This window comes from Ignavibacteriales bacterium, from assembly GCA_026390595.1.
Lineage (GTDB): Bacteria > Bacteroidota > Ignavibacteria > UBA10030 > UBA10030 > UBA9647.
This window is the reverse complement of record JAPLFQ010000015.1, coordinates 1-15,052: the sequence shown is the minus strand read 5'-3', so window position 1 is coordinate 15,052 and position 15,052 is coordinate 1. Positions and strand designations below refer to the sequence as shown.

At 54.5% G+C, this 15,052-nt stretch carries 12 protein-coding genes; 2 read left to right on the top strand and 10 right to left on the bottom strand.

Features of this window, described 5'->3' with window-relative positions:
• Nucleotides 1-17: 17 nt before the first annotated feature.
• The 3 genes from NTU47_06025 to NTU47_06015 all read right to left on the bottom strand — a co-directional run bounded on the left by NTU47_06025 (nucleotide 18) and on the right by NTU47_06015 (nucleotide 4,933).
• The gene (locus NTU47_06025; protein ID MCX6133356.1) at nucleotides 18-737 is read right to left on the bottom strand and encodes an ABC transporter ATP-binding protein; all 720 of its coding nucleotides are present in this window, start codon (nucleotides 735-737) and stop codon (nucleotides 18-20) included.
• A gap of 66 nt (nucleotides 738-803) precedes the next feature.
• Nucleotides 804-2,357 carry a glutamine-hydrolyzing GMP synthase gene (gene guaA, locus NTU47_06020; protein ID MCX6133355.1) on the bottom strand — a complete coding sequence of 518 codons (1,554 nt, stop codon included), beginning with the start codon at nucleotides 2,355-2,357 and terminating at the stop codon, nucleotides 804-806.
• 119 nt (nucleotides 2,358-2,476) lie between these two features.
• Nucleotides 2,477-4,933: a DUF4968 domain-containing protein gene (locus tag NTU47_06015; GenBank protein ID MCX6133354.1), complete on the bottom strand. Its 2,457-nt coding sequence runs from the start codon at nucleotides 4,931-4,933 to the stop codon at nucleotides 2,477-2,479.
• Between the two features lie 260 nt (nucleotides 4,934-5,193).
• Here NTU47_06015 and NTU47_06010 point away from each other — a divergent pair, with 260 nt between their 5' ends.
• Nucleotides 5,194-6,471: a hypothetical protein gene (locus tag NTU47_06010; protein ID MCX6133353.1), complete on the top strand. Its 1,278-nt coding sequence runs from the start codon at nucleotides 5,194-5,196 to the stop codon at nucleotides 6,469-6,471.
• Nucleotides 6,472-6,549: 78 nt separating this feature from the next.
• On the opposite strand, the gene NTU47_06005 is transcribed toward NTU47_06010, so the two are convergent.
• The 7 genes from NTU47_06005 to NTU47_05975 form a co-directional block, all read right to left on the bottom strand.
• Entirely contained in the window at nucleotides 6,550-7,557 is a 1,008-nt protein-coding gene (locus NTU47_06005) for an RluA family pseudouridine synthase (protein MCX6133352.1), read from the bottom strand.
• A 1-nt stretch (nucleotide 7,558) separates the two neighbouring features.
• The gene (gene lspA, locus NTU47_06000; protein ID MCX6133351.1) at nucleotides 7,559-8,227 is read right to left on the bottom strand and encodes a signal peptidase II; all 669 of its coding nucleotides are present in this window, start codon (nucleotides 8,225-8,227) and stop codon (nucleotides 7,559-7,561) included.
• A gap of 43 nt (nucleotides 8,228-8,270) precedes the next feature.
• Entirely contained in the window at nucleotides 8,271-8,777 is a 507-nt protein-coding gene (locus NTU47_05995; protein MCX6133350.1) for a TraR/DksA C4-type zinc finger protein, read from the bottom strand.
• A 101-nt stretch (nucleotides 8,778-8,878) separates the two neighbouring features.
• Nucleotides 8,879-12,022 (bottom strand): isoleucine--tRNA ligase, encoded by a 3,144-nt coding sequence (ileS, locus tag NTU47_05990; GenBank protein MCX6133349.1) that lies wholly within the window; start codon nucleotides 12,020-12,022, stop codon nucleotides 8,879-8,881.
• 197 nt (nucleotides 12,023-12,219) lie between these two features.
• Nucleotides 12,220-13,044 (bottom strand): purine-nucleoside phosphorylase, encoded by an 825-nt coding sequence (locus NTU47_05985; GenBank protein MCX6133348.1) that lies wholly within the window; start codon nucleotides 13,042-13,044, stop codon nucleotides 12,220-12,222.
• Between the two features lie 3 nt (nucleotides 13,045-13,047).
• Nucleotides 13,048-13,575: a DivIVA domain-containing protein gene (locus NTU47_05980; protein MCX6133347.1), complete on the bottom strand. Its 528-nt coding sequence runs from the start codon at nucleotides 13,573-13,575 to the stop codon at nucleotides 13,048-13,050.
• 238 nt (nucleotides 13,576-13,813) lie between these two features.
• A complete protein-coding gene (locus NTU47_05975; GenBank protein ID MCX6133346.1) occupies nucleotides 13,814-14,509 on the bottom strand; it encodes a YggS family pyridoxal phosphate-dependent enzyme in 696 nt (231 codons plus the stop codon).
• Nucleotides 14,510-14,702: 193 nt separating this feature from the next.
• Here NTU47_05975 and NTU47_05970 point away from each other — a divergent pair.
• On the top strand, nucleotides 14,703-15,052 hold a 350-nt coding region (locus NTU47_05970), incomplete at its 3' end, for a tetratricopeptide repeat protein (protein ID MCX6133345.1).

The window sequence follows — 15,052 nt, the reverse complement described above, 5'->3', positions numbered from 1 at the left end:
GGCGGTCTTCGTCATCGCTATTTCGTCAACTCGAGGAACACCGATTCGAACTTTCCATCCAGTTTCTGTTTGTATGTCTGGAGGTTTTCCTGCGTTCCCATGAACACAATACGCCCGTCCTTGATGAAAGCAACCCGGTCGCACAATTCTTCCGCGGTGGGAAGGCTGTGCGTCGACATGAAGACGCTCACCCCCTGCCGCGCCATCATCCTGAGGGTTTCCCGGACAATTTTCGCGCTGCGCGGGTCCAGCCCGACCATCGGCTCATCGATGATCAAGACCCTGGGCTGATGCACCAGCGCCGCCGCAATCGTCACCCTTTGACGCATGCCTTGCGAATAGTCCTCCGTGCGTTTGTCCACCCAATCACCGATCTCGAAGTGATCGATGACCTCTGCGATCTTCTCTGCGATGGCGCTCTTCTCCATCTTGTAGAGGCCGCCGATAAAGTACAGGAACTCCCTGCCGGTCAGCTTGTCGTAGAGGAACGGCTGATCCGGAACGTATGAGGTGTGCGACTTCGCTTTGATCGGCTCCTTGACTACATCATAGCCGCTGATGAGGATCTGCCCGTCGGTCGGAGTAAAAAGCCCCGCCATCATTTTGATGGTGGTTGTCTTTCCAGCCCCGTTCGGTCCGAGGAATCCGAAGAATTCCCCCGGCGGCACAACGAAGGAAATATTGTCCACTGCCGTAAAACTGCCGAACTTCTTCGTCACATTGCGAAGTTCAATCATGGATCTCACTGATGGTGGTAGAGAGTTGTTCCCGCTGCTCCGGACTCATCTGATGACGAATCGCCTTCATTCCCATTCAATGGTGGCAGGAGGTTTCGTGCTGATGTCGTACACGACGCGATTGATTCCACGCAGTTCGTTGGTGATGCGGCTTGAGATCTTCGCCAGGACGTCGGATGGAATGCGCGACCAGTCCGCCGTCATGCCGTCGACGCTCGTGACAGCACGCAGCGCCGCCGTATACTCGTACGTCCTTCCATCCCCCATCACACCCACGGACCGAACAGGCAGAAGAACCACGAAAGCCTGCCAGATGTCGTTGTACAGCCCGGCGTTTCGTATCTCCTCAATGAAAATGAAGTCTGCTTTCTGAAGAAGGTCCAGCTTCTCCCGGGTGATGTCACCCAGGACACGTACAGCCAGTCCCGGTCCCGGGAATGGATGCCGCTCGATGAAGTGAGCCGGCAAGCCGAGCATCGTTCCGACTTCACGGACCTCGTCCTTGAACAGTTCCCGGAAGGGTTCGAGAAGCTTGAAATTCATTTTCTCAGGCAATCCACCCACATTGTGGTGAGTCTTGATCGTCACCGACGGGCCTTTGAACGATGTGGACTCGATGACATCCGGGTAGAGCGTCCCCTGGGCCAGATATTCAAACCCTGCGCCACTCCCGGCAATTTTCTTCGCTTCGATCTCGAAGATTTCTATGAACGTATTGCCGATGATCTTTCGTTTCTTCTCCGGATCGGTCACGCCCAGAAGTCTTGTGAGGAAAGTCTCCGATGCGTCAACATATGTCAATTGGATGTGATAGGTCTGTTGGAAAGTCTCCACAACCTGCTCGCTCTCCCCTTTCCGCATCAGACCATTGTTGATGTGTATGCAGTGGAGGCGATCACCAATTGCCTGATGGAGCAACACGGCGGCGACCGAGGAATCCACGCCTCCGCTCAACGCACAGAGCACACGGGAAGAGCCGACCCGTTCTCGTATATCCTGCACCGACTGTTTGATGAAGTGAGCGGGGGTCCAGTCTCCCTTCGCACCGCAGACATTGAAGAGGAAATTGCCAAGGACCTTTTTCCCCTGCGGCGTGTGAGCAACTTCCGGATGAAATTGTACACCGAAGATCCTCTTGGACGCGTTGCGAATCGCGCAGATCGGAGCGTTGTCAGAATGTGCTATCGGCTCGAACCCGGCCGGCATTTGGCTGAGCGAATCACCGTGGCTCATCCAGACCGGCGTAGAATCGTCGAGTCCCTGCAGCAAATCGTCTCCCTTGTCAACATGCAGCACAGCTTTGCCGTATTCTCTCCTGGCGAAGGGGTCGACCTTGCCTCCCATTTGCTCCGCAATCAGCTGCAACCCGTAGCAAATCCCGAGCACAGGGATCCCGAGCCCGAGAATTTCGGGGGACGGCTTTGGAGCATCGGTTTCATAGACGCTCGAAGGCCCGCCCGAGAGAATGATTCCCACTGGTTGCAGACTGCGAATCTTCGCAACGGAGATATTGAAGGGATGAATTTCGGAATAGACCCCAAGTTCACGCACCCGACGTGCGATGAGCTGAGTATATTGTGATCCAAAATCGAGAACGAGGAGAAGTTCGGAGTGCTTCATATTCAAATATAGGAAATATCCGGTTCATTCAAAAGTTCAGGGCCGGTACAGCTTCGCGGCAACGATTGACCATGCAGGCGATTCAAGGGCCAGGTGTTTTGGCGGCTTGGTCACACCTGTTACTGAACGACAATGATCATCTCAGCCCTCACCTCGGGCATCTTTAACCAGACACACTTTGCAGCTGCGTCGTACCTCCACCCCTTCTCAACCGACTCAAGAGCCAGAACCTTCGGAATCGTCGCTCCAGACAATCTCATCACAGAAGGCTGTACATCAACGCCTACGAGCCGCACAACAAGAGATCGATCGGGGATTCGGTAGCTTCCCTTCACTTCACCCATGACCAGTGTCGTTGCGCCTTCCTTCCTGGTAAGCTGAATCATCCTCTTCGCGAAGACTCCCTTCTCATACTCGAAGGTATGACCGTCATCCTCATAGTATTCATACCGCGCTGTGTCAGCAAGAAACACGCTCAGAGTCAGAGGATCGATGGGGGCCTGATCTGAATACTGAAGAACCTGCTGCGTGGGAATCACGGCCCCGGCTCTTGCGAATATCGGGATCCTGTCCATCTGGGCTTTCACGTCAACGCGGCTCCCGCCCTGATAGTGCGTTCCGGACCAGTAGTCGTACCACTCTCCCTTCGGCAGTGTTATCGATCGGTCGCGAACGCCGGGCCAGAGGACAGGTGCAACGAGAAGCCCGCCGCCAAACATGAATTCCGTCGCATTGAATGTGAAGTTGCCGTCGTCAGGATAATCGAACACGAGGGGGCGCAGCGGCGGGATACCCGATGTGGACGCCTCCTTCATCGCATTGTAGATGTAGGGAAGGAGTTCGTATCGGAGCTCGATCGACCGTTTGTTGATCGCTTCAAACTCTGGTCCGTAGGACCATGGCTCCTGGTCTTTGGTATCCCAGGCCGTATGAGTCCGCATCAGCGGTGAAAAGATCCCCAGCTGCAACCAGCGCGTGTAGAGCTCGCCGTCCGGGCTGTCCACGAATCCCCCGATATCAGTTCCGACAAAAGGCTGGCCCGAGATGCTGAGGCCCAGCATCATCGGAACTGCCATCTGGAGATGCTCCCACGAAGCAATGTTATCCCCCGTCCACGCTGCCGAGAATCGTTGTCCGCCGGCGTACGACGCCCGGGTGAGGACAAACGGCCGCTCCGTTGGCTTCAACGATTTCGCCCCATCGTATGTTGCCTGTGTCATTTGCAGCCCATAAAGATTGTGGTTCTTCGAATGTGGAGTTCGTAGACCGTTGTCGTCATGGATCACCTCGAGATCGATCGTCTTGGTCGGGACGTCAAACACCGAGGGCTCGTTCATGTCATTCCAGAATCCCCGCACTCCGACACCAGCAAGCGCGTCGAGGTTCTTTCCCCACCACTCCCTCGCCAGAGCGCTCGAGAAATCGGGAAACGCGCAAACACCCGGCCATACCTTCCCCGTATACAATCTCCCATCAGGGTATTTCAGAAAATTGTCTCCCGCACTTCCGGTGATAAACGCCGAGTACGTCGAGTCGACCTTGATGCCCGGGTCAACAATGGTCACAACCTTGAACCCGTCGCCGGAGAGATCCGAGATCATTTTCTTTGGATCAGGAAAGTTCTTTTTGCTCCACGTGAAGATCCTGAACCCTTCCATATAGTCGATGTCAAGATAGAGCACGTCGCAGGGGATCTTCTTCTCACGGAAGTCTGCCGCGAGTTTGCGCACGCGGCTTTCCGGAAAGTAGCTCCATCGGCACTGCTGGTATCCGAGGGACCATCGCGGCGGCAGCGGCATCCGGCCGACGAGTTCCGTAAATCGTTCGAGGATCTTCCTGGGCGTTTGTCCGGCAAAGAAATAGTAGTTCATCTCGCCGCCTTCTGCTCCGAAAGAGTACCGATCCGGGGAATCCTTCCCCATGTCAAACGAGGACCAATATGAGTTGTCGAAGAAGATCCCGTACGCTTTTCCGCGGTTGATGCCATAGAAGAAGGGTATCGATTGGTACAGAGGATCCGTGTCGGCCTTGTACGCGGGAATGTCGGTATTCCACATCGTCACGTGTCTGTACTTGCGATCGAACGCGCCGGCCTTCTCCCCAAGACCATAGTACTCCTCCGACTGTGGCATGGATTTCCAGACACGCACGGACTTGCCGCTCCACGAAATCCCGCGTTCATCATCGTCTTTGTTGAGAACGGTTCCGTTCCGGTCAAGGATTGTCATCCTCAGCGGTTTCTTTCTGATCCGCACCACCACCTCCCCGGTTTCCAGACTGAGCGCATCGCCCGAATCTCGCACGTCAACGCGGACGCTTCCCCAATCGTTCTTCACGACTGCCCATGACTGATCAGGCACGAAAGTCCCTTGTGCAGCCACACGAATCCGGATGAGATCCGGCGTTAGTGCGGTCACACGAATGACCGTCGGTCCGGCTCTGAGTATCACGCCGTTTGTTTCTCTCACAAATGTGTCAAGATCCCCAATCGACTGCCATTGGGCTTCCACCGGTGAGAGAAGGATCAACCCACAGATGGACAAACGAGCAAGTCTTCTAAAGAGCGGATATTTCATAATCATCCTTTTCAGAAATCCATTCTTGATTTGCTGCCTCGGAAACTTCGATCGTGCGAGGAAGATGACGTATTTTGCCGAAGTATTCAAGATGGCGAAAATGCGAAAGAGAGTGTACTGTCCAGCCAACGGGTTGGTGTGTGATTAGGACAGGAATTGTTGATCGATGGCCATTTTACACTCCGAAGACGCATTTCGTTGATGGCACGCAGCTTGAACCAAATGTGGCGGAAAGAGCACTAAACTATGCGAGGCGAGCCATGAAAAACCTATTGATGACCCTTCTCATTCTCGGAGCACTCACGACACCGGCACATGCCGGATCCCCCAATCCGAAGGATTTCCCTGTTCGCGGCTCTGCATCCTTCGGTGATGCCGGATCTTTCTACGGCGATCTTGCACCGTATGGGGAGTGGCTCGAGATGGATGCCGGCTTCTATGCGTGGCGGCCAACTCACGTCCGATATGGCTGGCGACCTTATATGTTCGGCCATTGGGCTTGGACGGATTACGGCTGGTACTGGCTTTCTGACGAGCCCTTCGGCTGGGCTGTTTTCCACTATGGGCGTTGGTACAATGATGACTACTACGGATGGATATGGATTCCCGATCGGACCTGGGGACCTTCATGGGTCGAATGGCGGTACAATGATGATTACATCGGGTGGGCGCCGTTACCTCCGTATGCCAGCTTCAGCTTCCACGCTGGAATCCGGTTCACGATGCGCTGGTTCGCTCCGTACCACTATTGGAGTTTTGTCCGGTACCGTCACTTCGGTTCTCCGCATGTCACACGTGAGCTAGTCCCGATTGAGCACACGAGACGGCTGATCGGTTCCACTCGAACAGGCGGACGGTATGACGTTGACGGCGACCGCATCATCAATAGAGGTATCGATAAGGGTATCGTGGAGCGGCGAGGAGGAAATACCCGCATCGCAAGAACGGAAGTCAGAGAAACGAATAATATCGGTGAGAGAATCGTTCGGGGCAGGAACGAGGACAGGATCGATGTGTATCGCCCGGATCGATCAGGGACAGGTCGGACCCCCGAGCGCATCGAAGCGCGCAGACTTGACCGCGGGTCCTCACTCGACCTGCAGAAGATCGAACGGCCACCCCGGGAATCGGGTCGGACATTCGAGCCGCGAGAACCGGATCGCGGCCGGACAGTGACGAGAGAAGGGAACGAGCCTCCGCCAGAACGCATTCAACGTCCGGAGACGCCGCCACGGCGTGAAGAACCCGTACAACAGCCCCGCATCGAACGAAGGAATCAATTGCCGCAAGGTCCGACCGTAGAGCGCCGCGAACTGCAGAGCCGAAAAGCTGATCGAGCTCCCTCCTTGCGGCGGGAACAGTCTCCACAACAGCAGGAACGACGAGTCGTCATACCAGAGCGGCCACAGCGCGAACAGCGTCACGAAACTCCGGCTCCAAGAACACGTGTTGAACCACAGCCGGCACCAGGCAAAAAGGAAGAGAGGCCCAGAGGAAGTGAGCAGAACCGGAGAGAAGGCGGAAGAAGAAGAGACTGAGTGAAGAGGACTCTTTATCATGCAGCAACGGCGTCCAGAAGATCGGGCGCCGTTGCTATTTTTCGGGGGGACTGGAGATCAACGCGAGAGCAGTTTCAGTATCTCTTGCATGTCTTCGGGCACATCGGAATCGAATTCAACCTGTTCCTTGCTTGAGGGATGGATAAACCCGATGGTCTTTGCATGGAGAGCCTGACGGCCGATGAGCTTCAGCAAATTCTGCGCATGGTGCGCCTTCTTCCCCTCGAGTCCACCCCACTGATGACTGCGGCCACCGTACGTCGGATCCCCAAAAACCGGGTGTCCGACATGCGCCAAATGAACACGGATTTGGTGCGTGCGCCCCGTCCGCAACTTCAACCGAATGAGGGACAGAAAATCAAATGCCTTGATGACCTCATAGTCCGTTACGGCATGCTTGCCCGCTGCCGTAACAGCAACCTTCTTACGATCTTTCTTGCTTCTTCCGAGGCTGGCTTCGATCGTCCCCTTCGGCTGCTTAAAAATCCCCCACACGATTGCCCAATACTCCCGCGAGATCGTCCTGGACGCGAACTGCTTCGCAAGCAGGTGATGGGCGACATCATTCTTCGCCACAACCATAAGCCCGGTTGTGTCCTTATCCAATCGATGAACGATACCAGGGCGTGTTTCGGTATTGATGGTCGAAAGCGAATTGCAGTGATGGAGCAACGCATTGACAAGCGTGCCCGTGTAGTTGCTGTAAGCGGGATGCGTGACCATACCGGCCGGCTTGTTCACAATAAGGAGCTGGTCATCTTCAAAGACAATGGTGAGAGGAATGTTCTCGGCTTTTGCCTCAGGACGAGGCGGATGCTGAAGGGTAATATCGATAATCTCGCCAGGGGCGACGGGATGACTCGCCTTCACCTTCTTGCCGTTGACAAGGACAAATCCGGCATCGATGCCGCTCCTGACCTTGCTGCGCGTGGCATTTTGGATCTGATGCGTCAGATAGACGTCAAGACGTTCTCTGGACTGCTTTGCAGGAACAACAATGCGAATCTTCTCGAGCTCTTCCGAGTCGGAGGATGCAGGGGGAGTAGTTTTGGCAGAAACTGCCATATTAGGACGTAGTATTCTGGAAACCTTCGCTCCTGCTGGTCACGGCGTGCGGATCGTTGGCGACGGGTACAGGAACCCCTGCCGGGGCATCCGGATTTGGCGATGGGTCTTCCGATGACTTCTGCGGCTGCTCAGCCTCCGTGAACCGACGATGGAACATGAGAAGCATCACAACGCCTACAGAGACGGATGAATCGGCGAGGTTGAAGACAGGGAACCGGTTGAGATGAAATCCGAGCAGGTCGACGTTGAAGAAATCGACATCGATGAAATCGACGACCTTGCCGTAGAACAGGGCCCCTTCACCGAAGACAACACCGTAGAATACGCGGTCGATGAGATTGCCGATCGCTCCGCCGAGAATGAGCGCCAGTGCAAGGCGGATGACCAATGCCTCGCCGCGAATCTTGTACAGGTAGATGAAGATGCCGATGCTCGCGAAAATGGAGAAGATGGTGAGGAACAGCTTTCCGCCAACATCGATCCCGAAGGCCATCCCTGGATTCTCGATGAACGTCAGGCGGAGAAAATCTCCGAATATCGGATAGCTTGCGCCGAGAGCAATGCCGGCATGGTAGAGGTTGAGAATCGGGACATCGAATCCCTTGATCAGAAGTTTGGTGACCTGGTCCAGCAGGACGACTATTCCCGTCAAATACAAAACGCGCATTATCGATAGCCTTCAAAAACTGATGATGAGGGAATGCCGCCGACTATCGCCCGCGTTTGAGTTTACACTTGATGCAGAGCTGGGCATGAGGGACCGCTTCAAGCCGCTCCTTGTCAATCAAACTTGCACAATCGAGACAGAAACCATAATCCCCTTTTTCGATTCTCTTGAGGGCATCGTCAAGGTAGTTTAGAAATTTCCCTTCGCGGGAGGCGAACAAGAATGTCTTCTCGCGCTCCATCGTGTCCGTCCCCTGCTCCATGTGAAGTGAGTAGGTGGAATTCTCGGTCACGTATTCCCCTGTCTGAACATCCATCATGCTCGCTTTGAGCGTCTCAAGTTCCTCGAGGATTTCCTTTCGCTTCTCGGTAATGAGCCCCTTGAAGTGAGCCAATTCAGTTTTCGAAAATCCACGGGGAGCGGCAGGTGCTTTTGCGGGCGCCGGCTTTGCTTTCGGCTTCACAGGCGGCTTCGCCTTCGCGACGACCTTCACCTTGCTCTTGGTCGCTGGCTTTGGTGCAGCTTTCTTGGTTGTGATTTTCTTCGCCATGTCCGATCTCCTCCGTTATGAGTGCTGTTGGTTGTTTGCTTCACAGCGGACAACACCAACAGGGTGCCACTGTAGAACGTGCAAACTTGTGTAGTTAATTCTTAAGAGTCAATACTCTTCTCAATCCCTATCGAAGCCGCCTCCCCGTTGATATCTGCGTCTACAAGCGTGACCGCAGCGGGCGGGGCATTTGACACTACAGTCGCAAGCGTTTCCTGCCTCACGTAGTCCGACAGCCGGTCCAGGGCGTTTGCCAATCGCTCAGTCGATCGATAGTATATTTTGATGCGGTCTGTCACTTCGAACCCTGCATCTTTGCGCATATTCTGCACGCGATTGACGAACTCGCGAGCCAGCCCTTCACTGATCAACTCCTCGTCCAGCTCGGTATCGAGGGCAACAGTCATCGACCCGTCGGATTCCACCATCCATCCTTTGAGGTCCTCGTGAAGAATTTCGATGTCATCCCTGCCAATGGTGTACTCGACCCCATTGACGGGAAGCGTCATCGACCCTTCGCGCTCGAGTTGACTGATCTCCTGCGACGTGAACTCCCGGATGCGTGCGGCAATCGGTTGAACTGTTTTTCCGAACTTCTGGCCGAGCGAACGGAAGTTCGGCTTTGATTTCTTGCGGACGATGCCCGAGTCATCGGTGACATACTCGATCTGCTTCACGTTGATCTCTTCAAGGATCACGTCTTCCATCTGTTGGATGACTGTGCGGTCCTGCTCGCTTGAAACCGGAATGATGATCTTCTTGAGCGGCTGGCGTACTTTAAGATTGGACTTCATGCGCATGGCCCGCACGAGCCCGACGATCTTGATCGCTCGTTCCATTCGCTGCTCGAGTACCCTGTTGATAACGCTCTCATCAGCCGCAGGCAATGAGCACAGATGCACCGATTCGGGTGCCCCCTGCTTTGCCACCGCATTGAGGTTCTGGTGCAGTTCTTCCGCCAGGAACGGCGCAAACGGCGCCATCAGCTTCGAGACCGCCGACATACATTCATAGAGTGTCTGATACGCGGCCGTCTTGTCTTTTCCTTTTTCGCTCTTCCAGAAACGCCGGCGGTTGCGTCGCACATACCAATTGGAAAGCTGATCGATCGTGAAGTCACTGAGCGCACGCGCAGCACGAGTGACATCGTAGTCGTTCATCCACTGCACGTAGTTTTTGATCAGCGAATTCAGTTCTGACAGGATCCACTGGTCAATCTCGGCCCGCTCGGAGGGCGGGATCGGCGCTTCCGTGAACTCGAACTGGTCGACGTTCGCGTAGAGGGCGAAAAATGCATACGTGTTGACGAGCGTGCTGAAGAACTTTCGTTGAACCTCTGCGATCCCCTCTTCGTCAAAGAGCGTCGGCCGCCAGACCGGGCTGTTGGCGACAAGATACCACCGGGTGGCATCTGCGCCGTACTTTTTCAGCAACTCGAACGGATCGACGGAGTTCTTCTTGGACTTGGACATCTTCTGTCCCTGTTTGTCCAGAATGAGCTCGTTCACCAGCACGTTCTTGTATGCCGGTTTGTCGAACAAGAACGTGCCGATCGAATGAAGCGTGTAGAACCAGCCGCGCGTCTGATCGATGCCTTCGGAGATGAAGTCGGACGGGTAGCTCTTTTCGAAGACGTCTTTGTGCTCGAACGGATAGTGCCACTGGGCAAACGGCATGGAACCGGAGTCGAACCAGACGTCGATGAGCTCGGGCGTGCGCTTCATGGTTCCGCCGCAATCCTTGCAGACGAACGTTACGCCATCGACATATGGTTTGTGGAGATCCAACGGCTCGGGGACATTCTTTCCTTCCTTCAATTCCTCCACGCTTCCAACGCACTTCTGTTTGCCGCATCCTTCGCAGACCCAGACCGGGAGAGGCGTTCCCCAGAACCGGTCGCGCGAGAGCGCCCAGTCCTTGTTTTCCTCGAGCCAATTGCCAAACCGACCCGAGCCAACTTCAGGGGGGATCCACCGGATGGTGTTGTTGAGATCGATCATCCTCTGTGCGTAGGAGGTCGTGCGGATGTACCACGATTCACGTGCATAATAGAGGAGCGGCGAGGAGCACCGCCAGCAATGCGGATAGCTGTGGAGGTGCGATTCTTTCTTATAGAGCAGGCCGCGATGCTTGAGCTCGGCGATGATTTCAGGGTCTGCATCCTTGACGAACTTGTGCGCCCAGGGAGTGACCTCGGGACCGAACTCGCCCGACTTGTCGACAGGATGGATTGTCGGGAGGCCGTACTTCCGGCCTATCTGGTAGTCATCTTCACCATATGCCGGTGCGATGTGCACAATGCCCGAACCATCTTCCGTCGTGACAAATTCGCCTTCGATCACGTACCATCCCTTTTCATTTGGATGGTGATATTCGTACAGGCGCTCATATTCCTTGCCCGCCAGAGCGGAGCCCTTGAATTTTTCGAGGACGGTGTATTCGTCCCCAAGCACACTCAGCCGCGCTTCGGCGAGAATCAGTTTTTCGCCGCGGTGCTCAACTTTCACATAGTCGATATCTGCATGAACGGCGAGGGCGACATTCGAGATCAGGGTCCATGGTGTAGTGGTCCAAACCAGGAAATAGACCCCCTCGGGCTCCCCCTTCACCTTCATTTTCACATACACGGACGGATCTTTCACGTCCTTGTAGCCGAGAGAAACTTCGTGAGAGGAAAGCGGAGTTTCACAGCGGGGACAGTACGGCTGGATCTTGTATCCTTTGTAGATCAGTCCCTTGTCAAAGTACTGTTTGAGCGCCCACCAAACCGATTCGATATAGTTGTTTTCGAACGTGACGTACGGATGAGCGAGATCGACCCAGTAGCCCATCATGCGGGTCATCTCTTCCCAATCCACTTTGTATTTCCAGACGGACTTCTTGCATTCCTCGTTGAACTTCGCGATGCCATATTCGACGATCTGATCTTTGTTCTTGAAGCCAAGGGCTTTCTCGACTTCGATCTCGACCGGAAGACCGTGGGTGTCCCAACCCGCCTTTCGATGTACCTGGAATCCCTGCATCGTCTTGAAGCGGCACACCAGATCTTTCAGCGTGCGGCTCATGACATGGTGGATGCCGGGTCGGCCGTTGGCGGTCGGAGGCCCCTCGTAAAACGTGAAGGCCGGTTGCCCTTCGCGTGAGGTGACACTCTGTTCGAAGACACGCCGGTCGTCCCAGAATCTCAGTATTTCGCTTTCGAGCGAATGATAATTGATTTTGTCTGTCAGTTGCTTGAACGGCATTCGAGTGACCGCATTGGATACGTGATCAGAAATGGACTACTTCTTCCCGCCCGCGGGGATGAGCCATAGAATTCTTCTCAGCAGAACGCTCAAGACGAGGCTCGCAAGGATCGGGGGAGGTCAAAGAAAGTTTCAAGTTCCAAGTTCCAAGTTTGGTTCAGCCAACCTGGAACTCCAGACTTCGAAGTCCTAACTCGTTACATCCTTTTCACCAGCTCCTTCATGATCGCCGTCATCTTTGGTTCGGCTTTGTTTGCAACGGCTATGACCTCTTCGAGCGTGATCGGCTTCAGTGTGTCCGGGAAACACTCGTCCGTGACTATGGAAACACCGAAGACTCTCATCCCCATATGGACCGCAACGATGTTCTCAGGGATCGTCGACATACCGACGGCGTCGGCGCCGATCATGCGAAGGAAGCGATATTCTGATCTCGTTTCGAGGTTCGGGCCCGTCATCGCCACATACACGCCTGTTTGAACCTTGATGCCAAGCTCAGCCGCGATCGCCTCCGCCTTGTGTATCAACTCATAGCTGTACGGTTCCGACATATCAGGGAACCGGGGGCCGAGCGAATCGTCGTTGGGACCGATCAGCGGGTTGTCACCGAGCAGATTGATGTGATCGGACATCAGCATCACATCACCGCGCACGTAGGCCGGGTTGAGCGCACCGGCAGCATTCGAGATGAGCACCGTCTCCACGCCGAGGAATTTCATCACGCGGACCGGAAACGTAATCCGGGACATCGCGTATCCCTCGTAGTAGTGAAAGCGTCCCTGCATTGCGACGACCTTCTTGCCGGCGAGGGTTCCGAAAATCAGTTTGCCGTGATGCGATTCGACTGTTGAGACAGGGAAATGCGGTATGTCGCCGTAGTCGATGACGGTCTCTTTTTCAATCTCCTGGACAAGGGCTCCGAGGCCGGTCCCCAGAATAATGCCGATGCTTGGAGTCGATGCAGTCTTCGTCCGGATGAATTGGACCGTTTCGTCAATATGTGTGCGAAGCTCGCTGGGCATGGGTCAGAGTTTCTTCAGTATCTCATCAATCTCAAGGTTCTCTTTGCCGGTTCCTCTGGAAGAATCCTGCTGCGAAGGATCGTCATCGATTTCCAGAGCCTTGATGAGATCGATCTCTGATCTGAGAAGCACTTTCAGTCTGCTGAGGATGCTCTCTTTGCGCGCCTTGAGGTTCGCGATCTCTTCCTTCATGCGGCCGAAATCCGTCCGCGCCTTGTCGACAATCTGAGACGCCTTGAGTTCGGCTTCCTGCACAATCAGCGTGGCTTCTTTGCGCGAATTCTCTATCTCCTTGCCGCTCGTCTCCTGGGCCTGCCGAAGAGTCTGCTGCAGGGTCCTTTCCATATCCTTGTAACCTTTGAGCTGCGTCTCCAACTCGATCAGCTTGTCCCTGAACTCTTTGTTCCGGCCAACAACATCTTCGAGCTCGTGCGAGAGCATGTCGAGAAAGGTATCCACTTCAACAGGGTCATATCCCCGCATCACCTTTTTGAACTGCTGCCTTTTGATGTCAAGCGGTGTAATCTTCATTCTCTCGACCTTTCATAGAGTGAGAGATGGTGGTTCTGTAGCCGAAGCAGCGCATAGTAAGAACAGGCCATCCGCCCCGGTCAAAAGAAGCGTTCAGGCAAAGCCCCGAATACATCAGGGCAAGCAATACCGCCAAAACTGTCAACGAAAGTCAATGACCCTGACAATCGAGCCAGATCATTTCTTCCGGAAACGAGTGGTGACTGGCCTGCGTCAGTTGTTGAACTCGCCGGATTGTTCAGACCGCGTACGTCCGCTCCCCGAAAATCGCCGTCCCGATCCGCACGATGGTTGAACCTTCTTCGATCGCAACTTCATAGTCGTGAGTCATGCCCATTGAGAGATGGCGCATGGAGACGTTTTCGATCCCTTCACGCCCGATCCTGTCCCGAAGCTCTCGGAGTTGTTGAAACGAGGGGCGGGAATCGCCGGGGTCGTCAGAAAACGGCCCCATCGTCATCAATCCCTGAACTCTCACGTGGCCGAATCTGGCAATTCGCTTGACGAGATCCAGTGTCTCGCGAGGCGGAATACCGAATTTCGTTGCCTCGTCAGTGGTATGCACTTCCACGAGAACGTCGAAAGGGCGTCCCGACTTCTCAGCTCTTTTCTGAAGCTCTTCTGCGAGCCGGTCGTTGTCCAGCGAATGAATAAGATGGACGTGGTCGGCTATGTATTTGACTTTGTTGCTTTGAAGGTGGCCTATGAAATGCCACCGGACGCGCTCATCATTGACCTGCGAGCATTTTTCCACAAATTCCTGAGCGTAATTCTCGCCGAAATCGAAAAGACCCGCATTGATTGCCTCGCTGATGCGGTCGATTCCAAACGTCTTGGAGACTGCCAGAAGGAGAACGTCTTCGGGTTTGCGTCCGCAGCGGGAACAGACTTCCCGTATGCGATTCCTCACAATTTCTGCGTTCTCCGTTAGCATTTTACCACTTTTGAGGAGCTAAATATACCCCAAGAACGTACGAAAATCAATCGGAAAAAGCTCTCTAGGCTTGAGTTCGCTAAAACGCCAAGCGCATTCATTGTGCACTCCTTGACTGCCACTCCAATTTTCGCTTAATTGATCCAAGGATTTCATTTCTAATTGGCAAGAATAGGCTGGAGGCGCTCCCGCGATGGCAGGGCTCGACAATTTTGATGACGATGAGCATCTTCCTCGGCCCAACGACCGTTCGGATGATGATCTTCGCCGTTTCCGTGAGCAGCTGAAAAACGGCGAAAAGGACATCAACAACACCGAGGCCCTCGAGGAAATCATCCAATTCTACTTCGAACATGGCCAGTTCGAAGAGGCCCTGCATTTCGTTGACCGTTTACTCTCCTTTGAGCCTTTCAGCAGCGACGCCTGGCAGCGTAAAGGGATGATTTTGAACAACCTTTACCGCTCTGAGGAGGCGCTGACCTGCTACGACAAGGCTCTTCAGCTGAATCCAACCGACCCCGAAGTCTTCGTGACCCGCGGTAT

Coding starts and splice junctions, on each gene's coding strand:
- NTU47_06025 (MCX6133356.1), bottom strand. CDS start 737: ATGATTGAACTTCGCAATGTGACGAAGAAGTTCGGCAGTTTTACGGCA.
- guaA (MCX6133355.1), bottom strand. CDS start 2,357: ATGAAGCACTCCGAACTTCTCCTCGTTCTCGATTTTGGATCACAATAT.
- NTU47_06015 (MCX6133354.1), bottom strand. CDS start 4,933: ATGAAATATCCGCTCTTTAGAAGACTTGCTCGTTTGTCCATCTGTGGG.
- NTU47_06010 (MCX6133353.1), top strand. CDS start 5,194: ATGAAAAACCTATTGATGACCCTTCTCATTCTCGGAGCACTCACGACA.
- NTU47_06005 (MCX6133352.1), bottom strand. CDS start 7,557: ATGGCAGTTTCTGCCAAAACTACTCCCCCTGCATCCTCCGACTCGGAA.
- lspA (MCX6133351.1), bottom strand. CDS start 8,227: ATGCGCGTTTTGTATTTGACGGGAATAGTCGTCCTGCTGGACCAGGTC.
- NTU47_05995 (MCX6133350.1), bottom strand. CDS start 8,777: ATGGCGAAGAAAATCACAACCAAGAAAGCTGCACCAAAGCCAGCGACC.
- ileS (MCX6133349.1), bottom strand. CDS start 12,022: ATGCCGTTCAAGCAACTGACAGACAAAATCAATTATCATTCGCTCGAA.
- NTU47_05985 (MCX6133348.1), bottom strand. CDS start 13,044: ATGCCCAGCGAGCTTCGCACACATATTGACGAAACGGTCCAATTCATC.
- NTU47_05980 (MCX6133347.1), bottom strand. CDS start 13,575: ATGAAGATTACACCGCTTGACATCAAAAGGCAGCAGTTCAAAAAGGTG.
- NTU47_05975 (MCX6133346.1), bottom strand. CDS start 14,509: ATGCTAACGGAGAACGCAGAAATTGTGAGGAATCGCATACGGGAAGTC.